This is a genomic window from Bacillus sp. LH1 (assembly GCF_057924895.1).
Genome location: NZ_CM175007.1, coordinates 2532628 through 2550000 on the forward strand (window position 1 = coordinate 2532628; position 17373 = coordinate 2550000).

16 protein-coding genes and 1 riboswitch are annotated in these 17373 nt (G+C 32.0%); of the genes, 15 read left to right on the forward strand and 1 reads right to left on the reverse strand.

What is annotated here, in order from left to right:
• The 4 genes from ACX9TM_RS13100 (at position 1) to ACX9TM_RS13115 (ending at position 4264) form a co-directional block, all read left to right on the forward strand.
• Positions 1-585 (forward strand): GNAT family N-acetyltransferase, encoded by a 585-nt coding sequence (locus ACX9TM_RS13100; RefSeq protein ID WP_000343078.1) that lies wholly within the window; start codon positions 1-3, stop codon positions 583-585.
• A gap of 258 nt (positions 586-843) precedes the next feature.
• Entirely contained in the window at positions 844-1614 is a 771-nt protein-coding gene (locus ACX9TM_RS13105; protein ID WP_000404266.1) for an ABC transporter ATP-binding protein, read from the forward strand.
• Entirely contained in the window at positions 1589-3523 is a 1935-nt protein-coding gene (locus tag ACX9TM_RS13110) for an ABC transporter permease (protein WP_000144161.1), read from the forward strand. The genes ACX9TM_RS13105 and ACX9TM_RS13110 overlap by 26 nt, the downstream gene beginning before the upstream one ends.
• A gap of 69 nt (positions 3524-3592) precedes the next feature.
• Positions 3593-4264 (forward strand): lipoprotein BA_5634 family protein, encoded by a 672-nt coding sequence (locus ACX9TM_RS13115; RefSeq protein WP_000744466.1) that lies wholly within the window; start codon positions 3593-3595, stop codon positions 4262-4264.
• 65 nt (positions 4265-4329) lie between these two features.
• Here ACX9TM_RS13115 and ACX9TM_RS13120 read toward each other — a convergent pair whose 3' ends face one another.
• Positions 4330-4671, reverse strand: a complete 342-nt coding sequence (locus tag ACX9TM_RS13120; protein WP_001165491.1) for a DUF3914 domain-containing protein — start codon at positions 4669-4671, stop codon at positions 4330-4332.
• A gap of 279 nt (positions 4672-4950) precedes the next feature.
• Here ACX9TM_RS13120 and ACX9TM_RS13125 point away from each other — a divergent pair, with 279 nt between their 5' ends.
• From ACX9TM_RS13125 to ACX9TM_RS13175, 11 genes are all read left to right on the forward strand, one after another.
• A complete protein-coding gene (locus ACX9TM_RS13125) occupies positions 4951-6192 on the forward strand; it encodes an esterase/lipase family protein (protein ID WP_000517073.1) in 1242 nt (413 codons plus the stop codon).
• Between the two features lie 87 nt (positions 6193-6279).
• Positions 6280-7305, forward strand: coding sequence for a homoserine dehydrogenase (locus tag ACX9TM_RS13130; RefSeq protein WP_000701770.1), 1026 nt, complete (start codon positions 6280-6282; stop codon positions 7303-7305).
• A gap of 89 nt (positions 7306-7394) precedes the next feature.
• Complete coding sequence (gene pdxR / locus ACX9TM_RS13135) at positions 7395-8843, forward strand: MocR-like pyridoxine biosynthesis transcription factor PdxR (protein ID WP_000471646.1); 1449 nt, start codon at positions 7395-7397, stop codon at positions 8841-8843.
• Positions 8844-8847: 4 nt separating this feature from the next.
• On the forward strand, positions 8848-9762 hold the full coding sequence (locus tag ACX9TM_RS13140) for a D-alanine--D-alanine ligase (RefSeq protein ID WP_000690435.1): 915 nt from the start codon (positions 8848-8850) through the stop codon (positions 9760-9762).
• 73 nt (positions 9763-9835) lie between these two features.
• Positions 9836-9941, forward strand: a riboswitch (TPP riboswitch).
• Positions 9942-10068: 127 nt separating this feature from the next.
• Positions 10069-10758 carry a thiaminase II gene (gene tenA, locus ACX9TM_RS13145; protein ID WP_000144509.1) on the forward strand — a complete coding sequence of 230 codons (690 nt, stop codon included), beginning with the start codon at positions 10069-10071 and terminating at the stop codon, positions 10756-10758.
• A gap of 397 nt (positions 10759-11155) precedes the next feature.
• Positions 11156-11419 (forward strand): DUF3937 domain-containing protein, encoded by a 264-nt coding sequence (locus ACX9TM_RS13150; RefSeq protein ID WP_002082716.1) that lies wholly within the window; start codon positions 11156-11158, stop codon positions 11417-11419.
• Between the two features lie 361 nt (positions 11420-11780).
• Complete coding sequence (locus tag ACX9TM_RS13155) at positions 11781-12101, forward strand: heterocycloanthracin/sonorensin family bacteriocin (RefSeq protein WP_001071366.1); 321 nt, start codon at positions 11781-11783, stop codon at positions 12099-12101.
• A 493-nt stretch (positions 12102-12594) separates the two neighbouring features.
• Positions 12595-13080 (forward strand): hypothetical protein, encoded by a 486-nt coding sequence (locus ACX9TM_RS13160; RefSeq protein ID WP_002041181.1) that lies wholly within the window; start codon positions 12595-12597, stop codon positions 13078-13080.
• Between the two features lie 311 nt (positions 13081-13391).
• The gene (locus ACX9TM_RS13165) at positions 13392-15779 is read left to right on the forward strand and encodes an RNaseH domain-containing protein (protein ID WP_063219965.1); all 2388 of its coding nucleotides are present in this window, start codon (positions 13392-13394) and stop codon (positions 15777-15779) included.
• Between the two features lie 206 nt (positions 15780-15985).
• Complete coding sequence (locus ACX9TM_RS13170; RefSeq protein WP_000732187.1) at positions 15986-16750, forward strand: DUF3959 family protein; 765 nt, start codon at positions 15986-15988, stop codon at positions 16748-16750.
• 142 nt (positions 16751-16892) lie between these two features.
• A complete protein-coding gene (locus ACX9TM_RS13175) occupies positions 16893-17309 on the forward strand; it encodes a DUF3995 domain-containing protein (RefSeq protein WP_000905581.1) in 417 nt (138 codons plus the stop codon).
• The last annotated feature ends 64 nt before the right edge of the window (positions 17310-17373 follow it).

Here is a 17373-nt window from a genome sequence, read left to right on the forward strand (position 1 = left end):
ATGGATGAAGAGAGATTCACTAAGTTATTTAAAATAGATTGTGGAGATATATACCTACAAGAGTTTACGGTCAAAGATGCAGAGAGTATTTATAACATATCCAATCAACCGGAAATAGAAAAATTTTTACCGGACTGGAAATCGATGAAAGAACAAAGGGTTAATTGGGTTGTAAATTATGAAATACCAGAAAATAAAGCGTTTCTTCATGCAGTGAGAACTACGACTAACATAGATGATCACATATTAAGACTAGGAATATTTAAGAAAACCACAAATGAATTTATTGGATGGTGCTGCACAGGTATGAAAGAAGAACTCTCTTCACCAAACAGAGAGATAATGTATGCTATCTCAAATGAACATCAAAATCATGGCTATGCTACAAAAGCGACTAAAGGTTTAATTGACTTTTTGTTTAAAGAAACAAATTTAAATGTCCTTAACGCAATTGCTTTAATTAACAATGTAGCATCAAATAAAGTTATTGAAAAATGCGGGTTTATTTATAAGAGCCAACAGAGGATAGAAAATCAAATATATAATCATTATATATTGAGAAAATCTGAGTGGATAAAAATATAACGTTGGGTAGTAAAAGACCGATAGCAATCGGTCTTTTACTCATTTATATAATAAAGATTTATTATACATTGTATTTCCTACTACTATACAATTATTATAAGATAGTTATGCGCTAATTTTAGTTTGAAAATAGTTTTATTATCAGTTTTTTTAGAAAACTTACAAGCGTGTAAGATAAATGAAAGACGAATCAATATGAGCTGTAAGACAATTCATTTACACTCTGTTATGAGACGTGCAAATGAAGGGAGAATATACATGGAAATTTTACATGCAAAAAGTATTAGTAAAGTATATAAAGGGAAAATACCTTATAAAGCATTAGTTGATATTGATTTATCAATTCAAGAAGGTGAATTTGTAGGGATTATGGGGCCATCTGGTAGTGGAAAAACAACGTTATTAAATATGGTATCTACTATTGATTCTCCATCATCGGGAGAAATTTTAATAAATGGTACAAATCCTTTCCAATTATCATCAGAAGATTTAGCGTTATTCCGCAGAAAACAATTAGGATTTGTTTTTCAATCATTTAATCTTCTTAGCACACTTACTGTAAAAGAAAACATCGTATTGCCGATGACTTTAGATGGTGTTTCCGTCCGAGAAATGAATAAACGAGTGGAAGAGATTGCAGAGAAGTTAAACATTACTGATATATTGAGTAAAAGAACATTTGAAATATCAGGGGGACAAGCTCAAAGAACAGCAATCGCTCGTGCGATCGTTCATAAGCCGCAATTATTACTTGCAGATGAACCAACAGGGAACTTGGACTCTAAATCTTCAAATGATGTAATGGAGATGCTTGATACTCTTAATAAAGAAGAAAAAGCAACGATGATGTTAGTTACACATGATCCGTATGCTGCGAGTTTTTGCAGTAGAGTAGTATTTATTAAAGATGGTCAACTATATAACGAAATTTATTGTGGTGAAAGCAGACAAGCCTTTTATCAAAAGATTATGGATGTTCTTTCTTTGTTAGGAGGGAAAAGGCATGACTTTTCGTCAGTTCGCATTTAATAATATTTTTCGTAATAAGCGTACATATGCTGCCCATTTTTTAAGTAGTGCATTTTCTATTATGATTTTCTTTACGTATGCTCTTTTATTATTTCATCCTGATTTACAAGGTGAGTTGAAATCGACAAGTGCAACAATAAGTGCATTTGGTACATTGGGATTTTCAGTTTCGCAAGGATTGATTTTTGTATTTTCATTTTTCTTCATTTTATATTCAGTTAGTTCGTTTTTAAAGACGCGTAAGAAAGAATTTGGCGTTTTAATGATGCAAGGTATGTCAATGAGACAGCTTAAGAAATTATTATTAATTGAAAATATGTTGATTGGACTTGGTTCAATTTGTATAGGGATTTTCATTGGACTCATATTTTCTAAACTAGTCTTATTGATAAGTGCAAGTGTATTAATGATTAATAATGGTTTACCTTTTTATATACCAGTGCGGGCTGTATTATTAACAGTTATCACATTTCTTTTCTTGTTTTTAATTGTTTCATTATTTACATTTAAAATGATAAAAGTAACGGAACTTGTGGAACTTATTCGAGCAGAGGAAAAGCCAAAACCTGAACCGAAATCTTCAGTTTTATTATCGCTACTTTCTTTAATTAGTATAGGATATGGATATTTTTCAGTATTTCGCTTCATACCAAGTACTAATTTTATTACGCTTGGAATAGGTGTGCTCCTAGTAATTATAGGAACGTATTTTTTATATACACAGTGTAGTGTTTATATATTGCACCTTGCTAAAAGGAGAGAAACTTTCTTTTTAAAGAGAACAAATATACTAACATTTTCAGAATTAATTTATCGTATGAAAGATAATGCAACAATGTTTTTTATAGTATCTATTATATCAGCAGTTGCTTTTACAGCAATTGGCACGACAGCTGCTCTTGGAAATAAAGATTTAGTAAGGATGACGAATCCGTATACATTACTATACATGGCTCCTGAAAACAACAAAATAGCGGATAAACATCTCTCTATTATAAAAAACCATCTGGCTGATGCTAATATTCCGTATCGAATGGCTTCATCTTCATATATATATACAGAAAGTAATGTATATGTAATGAAATTAAGTGAATATAACGAACTTGCGAGAGCACTAGGGTATCAACAAGAAACGATTGAAAAAGAAGATGAAATGTTATTAATTCCTGGAATGGTATCACAAAAACAAGAATTTAAAAATGGTGATTATAAGAAGAATATTGAAGTCATTCAAGGCGATTGGACAAAGACATTTCATGTGAAAAAAACTGTCGATAATTTAGTTTTGCCACATGATACGAAAGGGATATATATTGCTATTCAAGATCATGTATATGATGGAATTCCACTGAATAGTGGTCCAGATAATGAAGATATTATTCAATATCGTACTTACGGATTTGTTGTAGATGATTGGATAAAAACGAAAGAGGTTTCAAACCAATTAAATAATATATTTGATCAAGAACCTAGAGATATACATTTTGAATTTAGAGCACTAACAATAGAGTTGTTAAGTGCAAAACAAACGAATGGGTTATTACTTATGGCTAGTGTTTTAGTCGGAATCGTTTTCTTCACATTTGCTGCTAGTTTTATTTATTTCCGATTATATACTGATTTGAATCGTGATCAACAGCAGTATAAAATGATTTCGAAAATGGGGTTAAGTAAACGGGAGCTAAAGAAAGTTGTAACGAGACAGTTATTATTAATGTTTTTCTTACCAATTGTCGTTGCAGTAATACATACTGTAGTCGCTTATATGGCATTACAACAATTAGTCGATTTTTCTATTCTAAATAGCTCTATCGTCATTTTAATTTCATTTATATGTATACAAGTTTTATATTTCTTTATAACTCGTTGGCGTTATTTACAAAAGCTTCATAAGACAATGGAACAATAGAGAAAATCAGCAAGTAAGATTGCAGAAAAGCATGTAAAAAAACAATTTGAAGTTATGGAAGGAACTGTGATGAAAAAACAATTATCTATTTTCATATTAAGTATATTATTGTTATTAAGTGTAAGTGCATGCTCTAAAAACGAAAACAGATTTCCAGCTAACGGTGTGTTAATCATTGGAGATGAGAATCATACTGGAGCAATTATGAATCGTTATAAGGAAAACACGAAAGAACAGGAAGCTTTTGCAGTGAAAACAGGTAGATTTGACCAAAAAAGGGTTCTGATAATAAATGAATCTACTGCACAAGCGATGATGAATGCAAAGCTTTTTCGTAAACGTGATCAAGCATCCCTTTCTAAAACGTTAGATACGTTGCCGAATTTTCCAAAAGAAAGTTCCCTATTATTTATAAATGAAGAAGAAAAGAATATAAAAAGTATTGAAATAGAAGGAAACAAGATACCTGTTACATATGGTAGTGATGCTTGGCTTGGCAATAAACGTGACTATGGAGCACTATGGTATATCGTTGTGGCGAAAAATAGTGTGTATAAAGAAATAAAAGCAAATGAAACGAATATGCAACTTCTACACTTTAAAAAGTCATTAGGTGATGAAAACCCTAAAATATCGACAGATAATACGTTGATTAATGAAAAAGTAAAAGTAAGAAAGTTAATTGAAGGTTATAGAGATGAGGTATCAATTCAGTTTGTAACGATTGGAGAAAAATCTTAAAAAAGAGCTCGAGGTTGATGGATACTTTATCAACCTCGAGCTCTTTTTAATACCGTTTAAATAACTTACATTACTTCATTTAATCGAGTCTCACTCGTTTCCTCAATCCCATTTGAATTTTGAACTGAATTATTTTGGGCTTCTTTTTCTTTACGAGCCTTTTGTAGCATTTCAAGTATAATCCATAAAGGAACACCTTTATCTTTTAGCATCTTCCATAAATCTAATTCATTAAATTTATGCTCAGGCTGTTTCATTTCTTTTTCAGATAAACGAATATCAAACTTGATAGGATCATTTATTTTCTTACTTTCAAGTTTAGTAGAAGAGATAGTATTATGCTCAAGATGAGATGGAGTTATTTTAGTAGGTTGAGACAATGTATGAATATTTGATCCGATTTGCATGATTTTTCCTCCTTTTCAAGCAATGAGATTAGTTTTCTTATGGTTTTTAAATCTTTTTAACATGAGGAAACTATATCTAATTATAAATCTAAATAAATAGATTTACAAGTTATATTGTAAAAAGTAAATATTTACTTGAATTAATATTTATCAACATTTGTATATGTTTTCTATATATACAAAGTATATAAAATACTTTACATTATGTTTAAGTTGTTAAATTATTCTGTTAATTAGTTAAAAAGAAAAATGTAAACGTTTTATTAGGGGGGAGAAAGTATGGGGAAGTTATTTTTAAAAATATGTTTTTTTGCATTAGTGACCGTATGTTCATTCGCAGCGAAAATATCATACGCTGAAGAGAGGCAACAAAATAATTATCCTATCATATTGGTGAATGGATTTGCTGGATGGGGTAGAGAAGAAATGCTTGGCGTAAAATATTGGGGTGGTGTTCATGATATACAGGAAGATTTGAAACGAAATGGTTATACGGTACATACCGCAGCTGTTGGACCTGTTTCTAGTAACTGGGATCGTGCATGTGAATTGTATGCACAAATTAGCGGTGGGACAGTAGACTATGGTGCAGTCCATGCTGAGAAACATGGACATAATCGTTTTGGCAGAACTTATAGTGGTTTTGCGCCGAATTGGAGTGAAACAAATAAAGTTCATTTAGTTGGACATAGCATGGGTGGACAAACGATTAGAACATTAGTACAGCTATTAAAAGAAGGTAGTTTTGAAGAAAAGAATTATGTGAAAAATCACCCAGACACCAAAATATCACCACTATTTGAAGGCGGAAAATCATATGTTCATAGTGTTACAACATTAGCAACCCCTCACAACGGTACAACACTTGCGGATGGTAGTCTTCTACTGCCGTTCGTTAAAGATTTACTCATTACAACTGCAAGCTTTGGGGGAAACAATAATTTATCATTATATGATTTTAAATTGGATCAATGGGGTATAAAGAAGAATGCTGGAGAGTCCTTTTTCCAATATAGTAATCGTATTCTAAATAGTTCACTTTGGAAAAATACAAAAGATATAAGTCAATGGGATTTAAGTACAGATGGTGCAAAGGAGTTAAATAATTGGGTAAAGACGCAACCAGATGTGTATTATTTATCATATAGTGGACATGCATCACAAGCAGCACCTATAACAGGTTTACATTTGCCTCATATAACGATGAATAAAGTGTTAATGGGAAATGCATTTTTCTTAGGTTCTTATGCGAGATATGAAGAAAACCGTCCGCTAGTTGATACTTCTTGGTGGCAAAATGATGGTGTAGTAAATACAAATTCTATGATTGCACCATCTTCTAATGTTACTGTAAATAATAATGAGTCATTACAGATTGGAAAATGGAATCATATCGAAACGAAAGCGAATTGGGACCATCTCGACATGGTAGGGTTAAGTGTTTCAGACTCGTTAGGTTTTTCTAGCATTCAAGAGTTTTATAGAACAATTGCTGAAAAGCTATCACGTTTACCGAAATAGGTAATAATAAAGCGCTCTCGATGGAATTCGAGAGCGCTTTATATTATATTGAAAGAGGGATTTGGTAGAAAAATATGGGGGGATATTATGAAAATTCAAGTTGTATTATCGGGATACGGAACAGTAGGTAGAGAGTTTATAAAATTATTAAATGAAAAATATTCATATATATATGAAACATATGGGATTCAATTAGTTGTAAGCGGCGTATTAGGGAGAAATATCGCAATACATAATGAAGAAGGCTTATCTCTTCATCATTTATTGATGTATGGTGGCGGTACCGCTGCAATTGAAAAATATTTAGAGTATCATCCGAAGGAACGTGCAACAACTAGCATAAGTGGTACTGTATTGGTAGAATCAACAGTTACAAATCTTAAAGATGGAAATCCAGGGAAACAATATATGAAACAAGCGATTGAAAAACAGATGGATATAGTAGCAATTTCTAAAGGTGCGCTCGTTACAAATTGGAGAGAAATAAATGAAGCAGCAAAAGGCGCAAATATACGAATTCGATATAGCGGTGCAACAGCCGCTGCACTACCGACACTAGATATCGGACAATTTAGTTTAGCCGGTTGCAGTATTGAAAAAATAGAAGGAATATTAAATGGAACAACTAATTATATTCTTACGAAAATGTATGAGGAAGATATGACGTTTGAAGAAGCATTGAAAGAAGCACAAAATAAAGGAATTGCTGAGACAAACCCTATATTAGATATAAGTGGTTCAGATAGTGCGTGTAAATTGTTACTTTTGACAAACAGCTTAATGGAAACAGAGAAAACACTTACTGATATACATATAAAAGGAATCGAGCACGTTACAAAACAGCAAATTCGAAATGCTAAGGAACAACATAAAATTATTAAATTAATAGCATCAATATATAAGGATGAGGGAGGCAATGTGAATTTAAATGTTGAACCGTGCCAAATAGAAAAAGATCATCCATTAGCAAAAGTAAATGGAACCGAAAAAGGAATTACGTTCTTTACAGATACGATGGGACAAGTTACTACAATTGGTGGGGCTTCTAATCCAAGAGGCGCTGCAGCTGCAGCTTTAAAAGATGTAATAAACTTATATCGAAAAGATTTGTAAGACCGTACCGCCCTTTATAAAAAATACATATGCCGTGGACCTTTTGAGAATGAAATAAATATGCAAAAATGATTGCAGGGGGTAAGAAATTGTTTAAGGATTTTAAAGTTGTTAAAGAACGTCCCGTTTATATTCAATTGAAAGATTATTTGAAGAAAATGATTATGAAAGGGCATTTGCTCGGGGATCAAAAAATCCCATCAACAAGGGAACTAAGTGAATTACTAAGTGTGAGTAGAAACACTGTACTCGCTGCTTATGCAGATTTAGAGCAAGAAGGACTCATTTATGCAGTTAAAGGAAAAGGGAACTTTGTTGCCAAGGTGGATATATCTAACACTTCGTCTGTTAAAATAGATTGGAAAAATAAACTTAATACAGTGACCGCATTAGCGGACGAATTAGATTTAATGAAACATGGTGTTCGTTGGGAAAAGGGAATGATTGTTTTTAATAGTATAGCCCCGGATGAGAAGCTATTTGATGTTGAAAATTTCAAAAGAGCTTTTCTTACTCGTATGTCCATTGAAGGGGACATCGTATTGAACTACGGATATGCAAAGGGATATAGACCGTTAATGAATTATTTACTTCATTACATGGAAATGAAAGGTGTAGACATTTCGAATAAAGATATTCTAATTACAAATGGATTTACAGAAGGATTGGATATTGTACTCTCTTCTTTATCAAAAAAATCCGGTCGTGTCATTTGTGAGAATCCAACTCACCATGCTGCACTTAAGCTTTTCCGTTTACATGGACTTGAAGTTCATGGGATTGATATGCATGAGGATGGTATTGATACGAATGCAGTTGAAAAAAGTTTGCGTGAAAAAGATTTTGAGTTTGCTTATTTAATTCCTTCTTATCATAATCCAACCGGTATTGTTACGAGTTCAGAGAAAAGAACGGAATTGATGAGGTTATTCTCAAAATACAACGTTCCTATTATAGAGGACGGATTTAATGAAGAATTACGTTATTCAGGTTCACATTTAGCTCCATTATTAACTTTTGCGGGAGCTGGCAATAATGTGATTTATATTAGTAGCTTTTCAAAGGTACTTTTCCCTGGTTTACGTGTAGGCTGGATTATTGCAGATAAAGAGCTGATTCATTATTTAGAAAGCGTAAAAAGAGCAAGAACGATTCACACATCTACGCTAGATCAAGCTGTTCTGTTTCAATATTTACATGAGGGATATTTTGAAAAATATTTAAAAAAGGCAAGATCTGTTTATAAGAAAAAATATGAGTTAGCTGTCGGGGCATGTAACCAGTACATTCCTTTTAAAAGAATGACTGGAGATGGTGGGCTGCATTTATTTATAGAGCTAGAAGAGCATATGAATGCCCGCACACTTTTACAAAAGTGTTATGAGAAAGGCGTTACGTTTTCACCTGGAGATGTTTTTTACTCTGATGGAGAAGGAGCAAACACTTTCCGATTAGGGTTTTCGCGCTTGAAAGAAGAAGAAATAGTTCGTGGAATTAAAATAATTGGTGATACATTAAAAAATGAAATTTGGAGTTGAGAAAATGAAAATCGGTGTTATTATGGGCGGGGTATCGTCTGAAAAACAAGTTTCAATTATGACGGGGAATGAAATGATTGCTCATTTAGATAAAAATAAGTATGAAATAGTTCCAATTACATTAAACGAAAAAATGGATTTAATTGAAAAAGCGAAAGACATTGACTTTGCATTGCTCGCATTACACGGAAAATACGGAGAAGATGGGACAGTTCAAGGAACACTGGAGAGTTTAGGGATTCCTTATAGCGGAAGTAATATGTTATCTAGCAGTATATGTATGGATAAAAATATTTCGAAAAAGATTTTACGTTATGAAGGTGTAGAAACACCAGATTGGATTGAACTTACAAAAATGGAGGATCTAAATCTTGATGAGTTAGATAAGTTAGGATTTCCATTAGTGGTAAAACCAAACTCTGGCGGATCGAGTGTCGGGGTGAAAATCGTTTACAATAAAAATGAACTGATCTCAATGCTAGAAACTGTATTCGAATGGGATTCTGAAGTAGTAATTGAGAAGTATATAAAAGGTGATGAAATTACATGTTCTATTCTGGATGGAAAACAGTTACCTATAGTTTCAATTCGACATGCAGCCGAGTTCTTTGATTACAATGCAAAATATGATGATACTAGTACGGTTGAGGAAGTTATCGAACTTCCAGCAGAAATTAAGGAACGTGTAAATAAAGCTTCACTGACTTGTTATAAAGCATTAAAATGTAGTGTTTATGCAAGAGTTGATATGATGGTGAAGGACGGAATTCCATATGTAATGGAAATTAATACATTACCAGGGATGACACAATCAAGTTTATTGCCAAAAAGTGCAGAAGCAGCGGGGATTAGTTATAGCAAACTATTAGATATGATTATTGAAACATCATTAAAAGTTAGAAATGAAGAAGGGTTTTAAGGAGATTATATAACGAATTCTTTTGACAGTTTCACGAAGTATGCTATGATGAATACATTATAAAAACAAAATATTCATCCACTAGGGGGGCCTTTTATAGGCTGAGATCAAATGTGATTTTGAGACTCTTAGTACCTGATCTGGTTAATGCCAGCGTAGGGAAGTGGGAAAGACGTTGCTATTTAATGAGTAAATAAATACTGTCAATTTCACTTTCTTTACGCCTGTAAAGAAAGTTTTTTTATTTTACAGCTTTAATAATTGTGGATAAATACTTATATTTTATACATTATTGGAGGGATTTAAATGACTTTTTCACAATCATTACGTAAAGAAGTAGATTCAATTTGGGAAGCGAGTTTTAACCATCCTTTTGTAAAAAAACTTGGTGAAGGAACGTTAGATTTAGCTAGTTTTCGTTATTATGTGCTTCAAGATTCGTATTATTTGAGTCATTTTGCTAGAGTACAAACTTTAGGAGCTGCAAAAGCTCTTGAATTAGAGACGACAGCTCGTATGGCACATCATGCTCAAAATACATATGAAGCAGAGTTATCTTTACATGAGAATTTTGCTAAAAAACTAGGGATAACGAAAGAAGAAAAAGATAATTTTATTCCTGCGCCAACTGCATATGCGTATACTTCACATATGTATCGTGCTGCGTATGAAGGGCATTTAGGAGATATCATTGCAGCAATTTTACCTTGCTATTGGTTGTATTATGAAATTGGCGAACGCTTAAAAGAGTGCCAGCCGGAAGAGCCAATTTATAACGAATGGATTTCTGCTTATGGATCTGATTGGTTCCGTACGCTAGTTGAAGAACAAATTACACGTTTAGATACTATCGCTGAAAAAGTAACAGAGGCAGACCGCAAACGTATGAAACAGCATTTTATTATTAGCAGTCAATATGAATATTCATTTTGGGAAATGGCTTATACATTAGAAAAGTGGCCAGTGGATACAGACGTAAAAGACGTAATTGGATAAAGAATAGAAGTAATGTTATAGATAGGTCTGGATCATACCTATCTATATATTTTTTCTTGTCAAATTTGCGTAAAGTTATTAGTGCTACGGATATGGCGAAATAGAATATCGATAATTTAGCTCATTTACTTGTCTACGCATTAACTGGATAAACTTCTGTCACATTTATTTTACAATTAAAGAACGTAAATGTTGGTGGTATGAAGTTAAATAAGAAAAGAAACCCGAGCTATTAGCTGTAACGGAGTTGTTTTTTCTTCGCAGGAATTCCTAAATTATCATGGAGTGTTGTTAATACGATATGCAAATATGCATATCGTATTTTTTTGAGTTCTTTATGTGTTAAAATTAGATATAAAGATATAAAAATATAAAGAAGCAAAAGCAGGAATATCCAATGAATTTTGAGAGGTGTTATATGTTTACAAATAAGAAATTAATTCGATTTGGTTTATCGTTGTTTGTATTTTTAGGGATAATTAATTTTACAATCAGCTATTTCCAAACATATCTTGAAACAGCAGCAGATATTAAATGGGTAATTCCAGAAATTTGGAAAACTATTTTGCTAGATGTTCCTCAAGGTATACTTGTTCTTTTAGGCGCAATTGCTTTATATGATTTCACAAAAGAGGCATCACAAAAAGACGCATCAATCTAAGTGTGTCTTTTTTCTATTAGGAATTTCATAGAGAGTTTTGCTGGAGAAATAGAATTCATATTTTTTAATTTTTATTTATCCCGCTATTTGCCAGGCAGTAAGCCCCCCACCTCAAAATTCAGCGGAAGCAAAGAAGTTAGGTAGGGGATGAACAAAACCCCACTGATTAAAGTTTCACTTTATAAAAATGAGCCCATAGCAAAAATAGGTATATGAACAAGGTGCATCATTTAGTGATAAGTCATACTTTGTTGGTGTACGTATTGAACTTAGTTTGTAGCGCTATTCCTACTTAGATGTAACGAACAGAAACATAGGGAAGCATCGATGAGGTTGTATTTTATAAACGGAGGTTATGAAAATGAATCAGTTTCAACAAGAACTACAAGCGCTAAGTCTTAATGATTACCGATCTGGAAATATTGTCTATTGGGACCAGCAAAACCAATATCCATATTACTATATTGAAGATGCTGCTCGTCGCTGTGGCGGTTGTGGTCGTTGTGGCGGTTGTGGTGGAGGTCGTTGTGGCGGATTTCGTTGTGGTGGATTCCGTTGTATTGGTTGCTTCGGTTGTTTTGGTTGCGGAAGTTGCGGAGGTTGTGGCGGCTGTGGTGGTTGCTCTAACTGTTTTGATGGTTTTACTGATACTACCGGTACTATTGTAACGTATGAATATTAATTACATTTATCCCATTATTTGCGGGCAATAAAATCTTCCTTAAAATTCAGAGAGAGCAAAGAGAAGTTAGGTGGCGGACTGTCCATAAAAGCCCGATTGGTGAGAGCTGATTAAAGCTTCACTTTATCAATTAAAAAACATTAGTTTTATATATGTACTTGCCGACAAAGAATATAGCCATTATTAATGGATATATTCAGTCATTCAAGTGAAAGAGTAACAATAAGATATATAGATGTAATTAACAGGTGATGGATAAAGCAATGACTAGATTTAAAATCTAATCATTGCTTTTTTCTTATGGTTTTATCATCAAATATCTGTCTGGTTTAGGGATTGATTTCTTCTAGCTAATGAATTTATTACAACTTTGTAAGGTTAATGTAATGTTAATCGATAGTAAATGAAGATGCTTGAGTGTAATTTAAATAAGATTAAAAAGTACTGTTTATCTATACAATAATCGGGTAAATAATATGTAATTAGGAAGTGTATGAATATGATTGAACTAAAATCTATTATCCATTCGTATAAACTAAAGAGAAAAATAGCTAAAGATTTATACGGAAAAAGAGATGAATTGACACTGTTATTAAATGAATTTAATAAAATGAAATGTACAGTAACATCTGAAAAGAAGAAAAACAATATATTATCTCGTTTGCAACTAATTTATCAAAATATGAAATTAGATAAGCAGTATCCTCTATCAGTTGCTTTTGATAGTAAATTATTGGAGCGATTAGAAAAAGAACCTCTACATACTATTGAGGATGGTGTAACATGTTTACATCTAATGTTAGATGTGAATTATGAGAAAATAAAACAATATGGTTCGAGTACAAGTAGGTCATTTGTTCCATTATCGCAGTCTTCTATTTGTCTTGCTGATTGTATTTGTTTAACAGGAGTTGTAGTAGGTTTACTAGGAGCAATTTCATTTGGGGGATTACTGTTATCTATATGTTCAATTACATAAAGGTTGATATTTGTAAAAAGGGCACCGAATTAAGGTGTTCTTTTTTGGTTTTTTTGTAAAGATATTGTAAATGATAAGTACAATGCATTAAGTATAATGTATAATTCGAATGTATTGAAATTCAAATATAATAGAGGTGTTATACATGATAATTACTTTGAATTTTTAAAAGAGTCGGTTTGATAATAATTTATGTAGATAAACAGTTTTTACGTTTTTTTTAAATACTTGGTTTAAATGGATTAGATTAAGTAACTATTGTTCTAGCTTTTTGATAATCAAGACAACTGAAGAAAGGAAGCAATCATTTTATGAAAAAATTAAGGCTGCTAACATTTGAAAATATAGTAGAACCCCTTTTAAATGAAAAGGTATCATTTATATACTTTCCTATTGAATGGCTGGACATCGTAGAGATACATTATAAGACATTTTTATTAACGAGTAAGTTGAAACGTTTGAATGAAAGATTGTATGATATGTTTTCGGATATATTGTTTATTCAGCATAACCCGTACGTATTAAATGAAAATACACCATGGATTGTATCGAAAGAACCTATTAGACCAGAGCAGCTCGATTATATTTTTCAAAGTTGGTATGAGATTATTCATGATTGGAAACCAAATAGATTAGTAGAACCACCAAAATATGAATGGCAATCCGATTTGATTTCTCATTTGCCAGTACTACATGATAATGAAACGTATTCTAAGTGGGTGCCCGCTTTAATCTCACATATTTTTTGTGAGCGTCCTATATATTTAGAAAATACAAATGCAGAAGAAATCTATTTTTCCCCTCTTAGATCACAAAATATTTGTGAGGCGATGTCAGGGCCGATAAAAGATGAAAAAACACAAGATTTTTTCTCCTATGTATATCGATTCGAATGCATAACCCGCGGTGGTGAGAACGCTCCATTATTAAATATTTCAATAGGGATTCGGAGATTTTATCAAGAATATAATCATCCAGATATTCCTTTACTTTTAAGACGAAAACGAGGCATGATATTGATTTCTACCTCAGAGTTTGCGTCAAATAATAAAAAAATACGGTTTGTAAAACTAAAAATACAACAAGCTACAACCGGCATGAAATGGATTAAGATATTTAGAAATTTAAAAGATGATTTTCAAATAGGGGGAGAGGTGGATTTAGACCATATTCTCCAATATCCGAAAGATTATATTGTAGGAGAAAATAAAAGGGTGTTATTTCCATACAATGAGAGAATTTATAAAGTTCAAGGTACTAAAATAGAACCGGGTATAACAGTAAAGGAAAGAGAGTATTTATTTAAAGAATTTCAGCGTAAATTCTCTTATTTCACAATACTTCCAGAATGTAAAAAGGTAGCAACAAATAACAAAAATGAATTATTTCCTTTATTTGCACCAAAAGGATTAGAGACATTAACATTAGAAGTTTGGTCTGAAAATATAGCGCTGGAAATAGAACAAGCATTACTTGATAGCGAAATTGTTTTGACTAAAGTTGGTGAAAATTCGTATGTATTGAATACAGATTTTCCAGTGTTATTAAAGATTGTGAGATACAATATTGAAAAGGTGTTACAAAATCCATATAAAATGCAATATTGCCAAAAATATAAAACAAATCTTGTAGATGATGTTAAGAAAGCTGTCTATACTACCGCGGGTAAGCGCAGTGATGCGACATTAGCATTAATCGCGATGAAGAATTGTGATGGACGCGAAAAAATTGATCCAAAACAAATCATTAGAGAGGGATTTGCACGAACAAACCGTATTTCAACATTTATTAATTTATTTATAGGACAAAATGTATCTCGTAAAACAATTGTAAATAGTATTTTTAGTCTATTAGAACAAAAAGGATTTTTGAGGCGTAGTTGGAATAAGATAAATTTACCTTGTACATATGTTAGTTTATCAATTGAACGAATATCGAAATTCGATTTCTTACCTATTTTTTCAAAAATAAAAGGAAAAGAAATTTTATATAAATTATATGGGAGTACAGAGTGGCAAACGATTGATTACGTATTATTAAATATAAATAAACATAATGCATTTTTACCACAACCATCAAAGAGAAATGATATGGGGGCTCTTTTTAAACAATATGTTTTCGAAACATTAATGGAAATTGTACAATATGCAAAAGACCAAAATGAACAAGTTTACTTCATTGTAGATGCAAATTTGAGAAAATATTGGATAAAAGAGTTACAAAATAAAGAAATTAATATAGATATTTTACCTGATATTGTTCCAGAGGTGTTAAAGGTTCCAAATTTAAATATTATTAGAATAAATACAGGTTTTGATGTACCAAGTTACGGTGTAATAGAATCTGATGATGCTCTAGATAGCATTGGCTTATATGCAGATCAAAAAGGGATGTATTATAGCACTGGTGAATATTCACTTAATTGTAGTGGGATTTTTCAACGATATATACTTGAAATTTTACCATTGGGTGTAAAACCTGTAGAAAGGGATTATATCGCTAAAATGATACATTACATGTGCTGTAATTCTAGTATGCTTTCGAAAAAGAATGTACACATGACATATTCCGTACATATGGAAAAGGTAATGAAGACTTATATTACTGACATAGATGCAAGAGAGTTTAAAGAATTTGATGATGAATTGGATGTAGATGTAGTAAAGGTAGAAAAGAAAGATTCAATTACTCTACTTTAAATACTAGTAAACAAATCCTGCTCGTTATATCGATTAGGATTTGTCATTTTTTTATGTAAATAAGGATATCCTTTGTCAAGTATCTTTTCGTTTACATATTTACTTTATGTGCAGACAGGATTAATATGTTTTTTAGAAATACAAAAACTATTTCATATGGAAAAAGATTTTTATTAATTGAAAAAAATTGAAAGGAATGGGGAATTGTGAAGAAATTAGATGTGCTCTTAATGCTATTGAGCGGCCTCTTTCCAATTGCAGGACTTACAAAGCAAATCCCTCTAGAACAATCTATATATATTGGAGGGCTTTTATTTTTTACTAGTTTCGGTAGTTATTTTGCTAAAAAGATGTATTCACGTATATGCAGTTGGATAGCGTATGCGCCATTTATAACACTACTGTTAGTTATTTGGCATCAAGATATTTCAACAAGTTCAATCATAGCAAATGCGAAAATTGCTGCATGTGTCGCGTTAATTCCATGTTTATTCCGTTTTCGTACATATGGACTTACTTTGGGCTTATTCTCATTATGGGCCGCTTTACTATGGGATATAAAAGAAGTACAGTCGTTAGTCATACTTGAACGCATAACGAGTTTAATGACAAGCCATTATGTATATATATTACTATTAATTGGAGGACTTGTATTAGGAGGATTACTTGCGATGTTCATTCACCGCAAAGAGAAAGATAATCAAGAAAATATAAATCTACTTGGACCAAAAAAGAAACGCAAAAGATTATCAATTAAGATTCGACTTCCAAGATTGCCGAAATTAAAGATGAAACTATTTAAGTTTGGTGGGAAAGAATCTAAAAGTAAAATGCCAGAAAAGATCCATGAGTATAAGTACGAAGAACCAGTTGCAACATATGAAATGACAGAGCAAATAGATCCATACAAAGAAAATGCAGTTCAAGGTCAAACAAGGATGGAACGCCGAAGAAATAGGTATAATGCATAATGAGGTTTAATAACCCCGTAATGACTTATCTTAATATTGATAAATCATTACGGTTTTTTTATGTAATGAAATGAAGGTTGCTAATGTGGGGGAACAGCATATTTTATAGGTGGGAACCAAAATGAAATAAGGGGAGGATAAAATGCTTATCATTACATATATATCTGCTTGTATATTATTCTTAGTTAGTTTTTCACATGTATATTGGGCTTTCGGAGGTAATTGGGGGACAAATAGTGTTATTCCAACTAAAGCAGGGGAAAAGGCGTTTACACCTCGTGCCGGAATGACATTGGTCATTGCATTATTATTAAGTATGGCAGCAATAATTTTGTTGCAACAAGCAAATATTGTTCATTTTGCAGTTCCTAATGTTATTATTCAAGTCGGTTCCTGGATTTGTATGATCGTCTTTTCTATTAGAGTAATTGGTGAATTTAACTATTTTGGTATCTTTAAACGACAAAAAGATACGCACTTTGCAAGAATGGATACCGGTTTATATATTCCACTTTGTGCATTTTTATCTTTATCTTTCTTATTAGCAATAATTTTGTGAGTGAATAATAGTAGTTTCCGTTCTCAAAATATATATAAACGTGAGAAATCTAAGAGTAAATAAA

Bases quoted from the DNA above. Each gene is read 5' to 3' on its own strand.
- ACX9TM_RS13100 (WP_000343078.1), top strand. From the start codon at position 1: ATGGATGAAGAGAGATTCACTAAGTTATTTAAAATAGATTGTGGAGAT.
- ACX9TM_RS13105 (WP_000404266.1), top strand. From the start codon at position 844: ATGGAAATTTTACATGCAAAAAGTATTAGTAAAGTATATAAAGGGAAA.
- ACX9TM_RS13110 (WP_000144161.1), top strand. From the start codon at position 1,589: ATGACTTTTCGTCAGTTCGCATTTAATAATATTTTTCGTAATAAGCGT.
- ACX9TM_RS13115 (WP_000744466.1), top strand. From the start codon at position 3,593: ATGAAAAAACAATTATCTATTTTCATATTAAGTATATTATTGTTATTA.
- ACX9TM_RS13120 (WP_001165491.1), bottom strand. From the start codon at position 4,671: ATGCAAATCGGATCAAATATTCATACATTGTCTCAACCTACTAAAATA.
- ACX9TM_RS13125 (WP_000517073.1), top strand. From the start codon at position 4,951: ATGGGGAAGTTATTTTTAAAAATATGTTTTTTTGCATTAGTGACCGTA.
- ACX9TM_RS13130 (WP_000701770.1), top strand. From the start codon at position 6,280: ATGAAAATTCAAGTTGTATTATCGGGATACGGAACAGTAGGTAGAGAG.
- ACX9TM_RS13140 (WP_000690435.1), top strand. From the start codon at position 8,848: ATGAAAATCGGTGTTATTATGGGCGGGGTATCGTCTGAAAAACAAGTT.
- tenA (WP_000144509.1), top strand. From the start codon at position 10,069: ATGACTTTTTCACAATCATTACGTAAAGAAGTAGATTCAATTTGGGAA.
- ACX9TM_RS13150 (WP_002082716.1), top strand. From the start codon at position 11,156: ATGAATTTTGAGAGGTGTTATATGTTTACAAATAAGAAATTAATTCGA.
- ACX9TM_RS13155 (WP_001071366.1), top strand. From the start codon at position 11,781: ATGAATCAGTTTCAACAAGAACTACAAGCGCTAAGTCTTAATGATTAC.
- ACX9TM_RS13160 (WP_002041181.1), top strand. From the start codon at position 12,595: ATGAATATGATTGAACTAAAATCTATTATCCATTCGTATAAACTAAAG.
- ACX9TM_RS13165 (WP_063219965.1), top strand. From the start codon at position 13,392: ATGAAAAAATTAAGGCTGCTAACATTTGAAAATATAGTAGAACCCCTT.
- ACX9TM_RS13175 (WP_000905581.1), top strand. From the start codon at position 16,893: ATGCTTATCATTACATATATATCTGCTTGTATATTATTCTTAGTTAGT.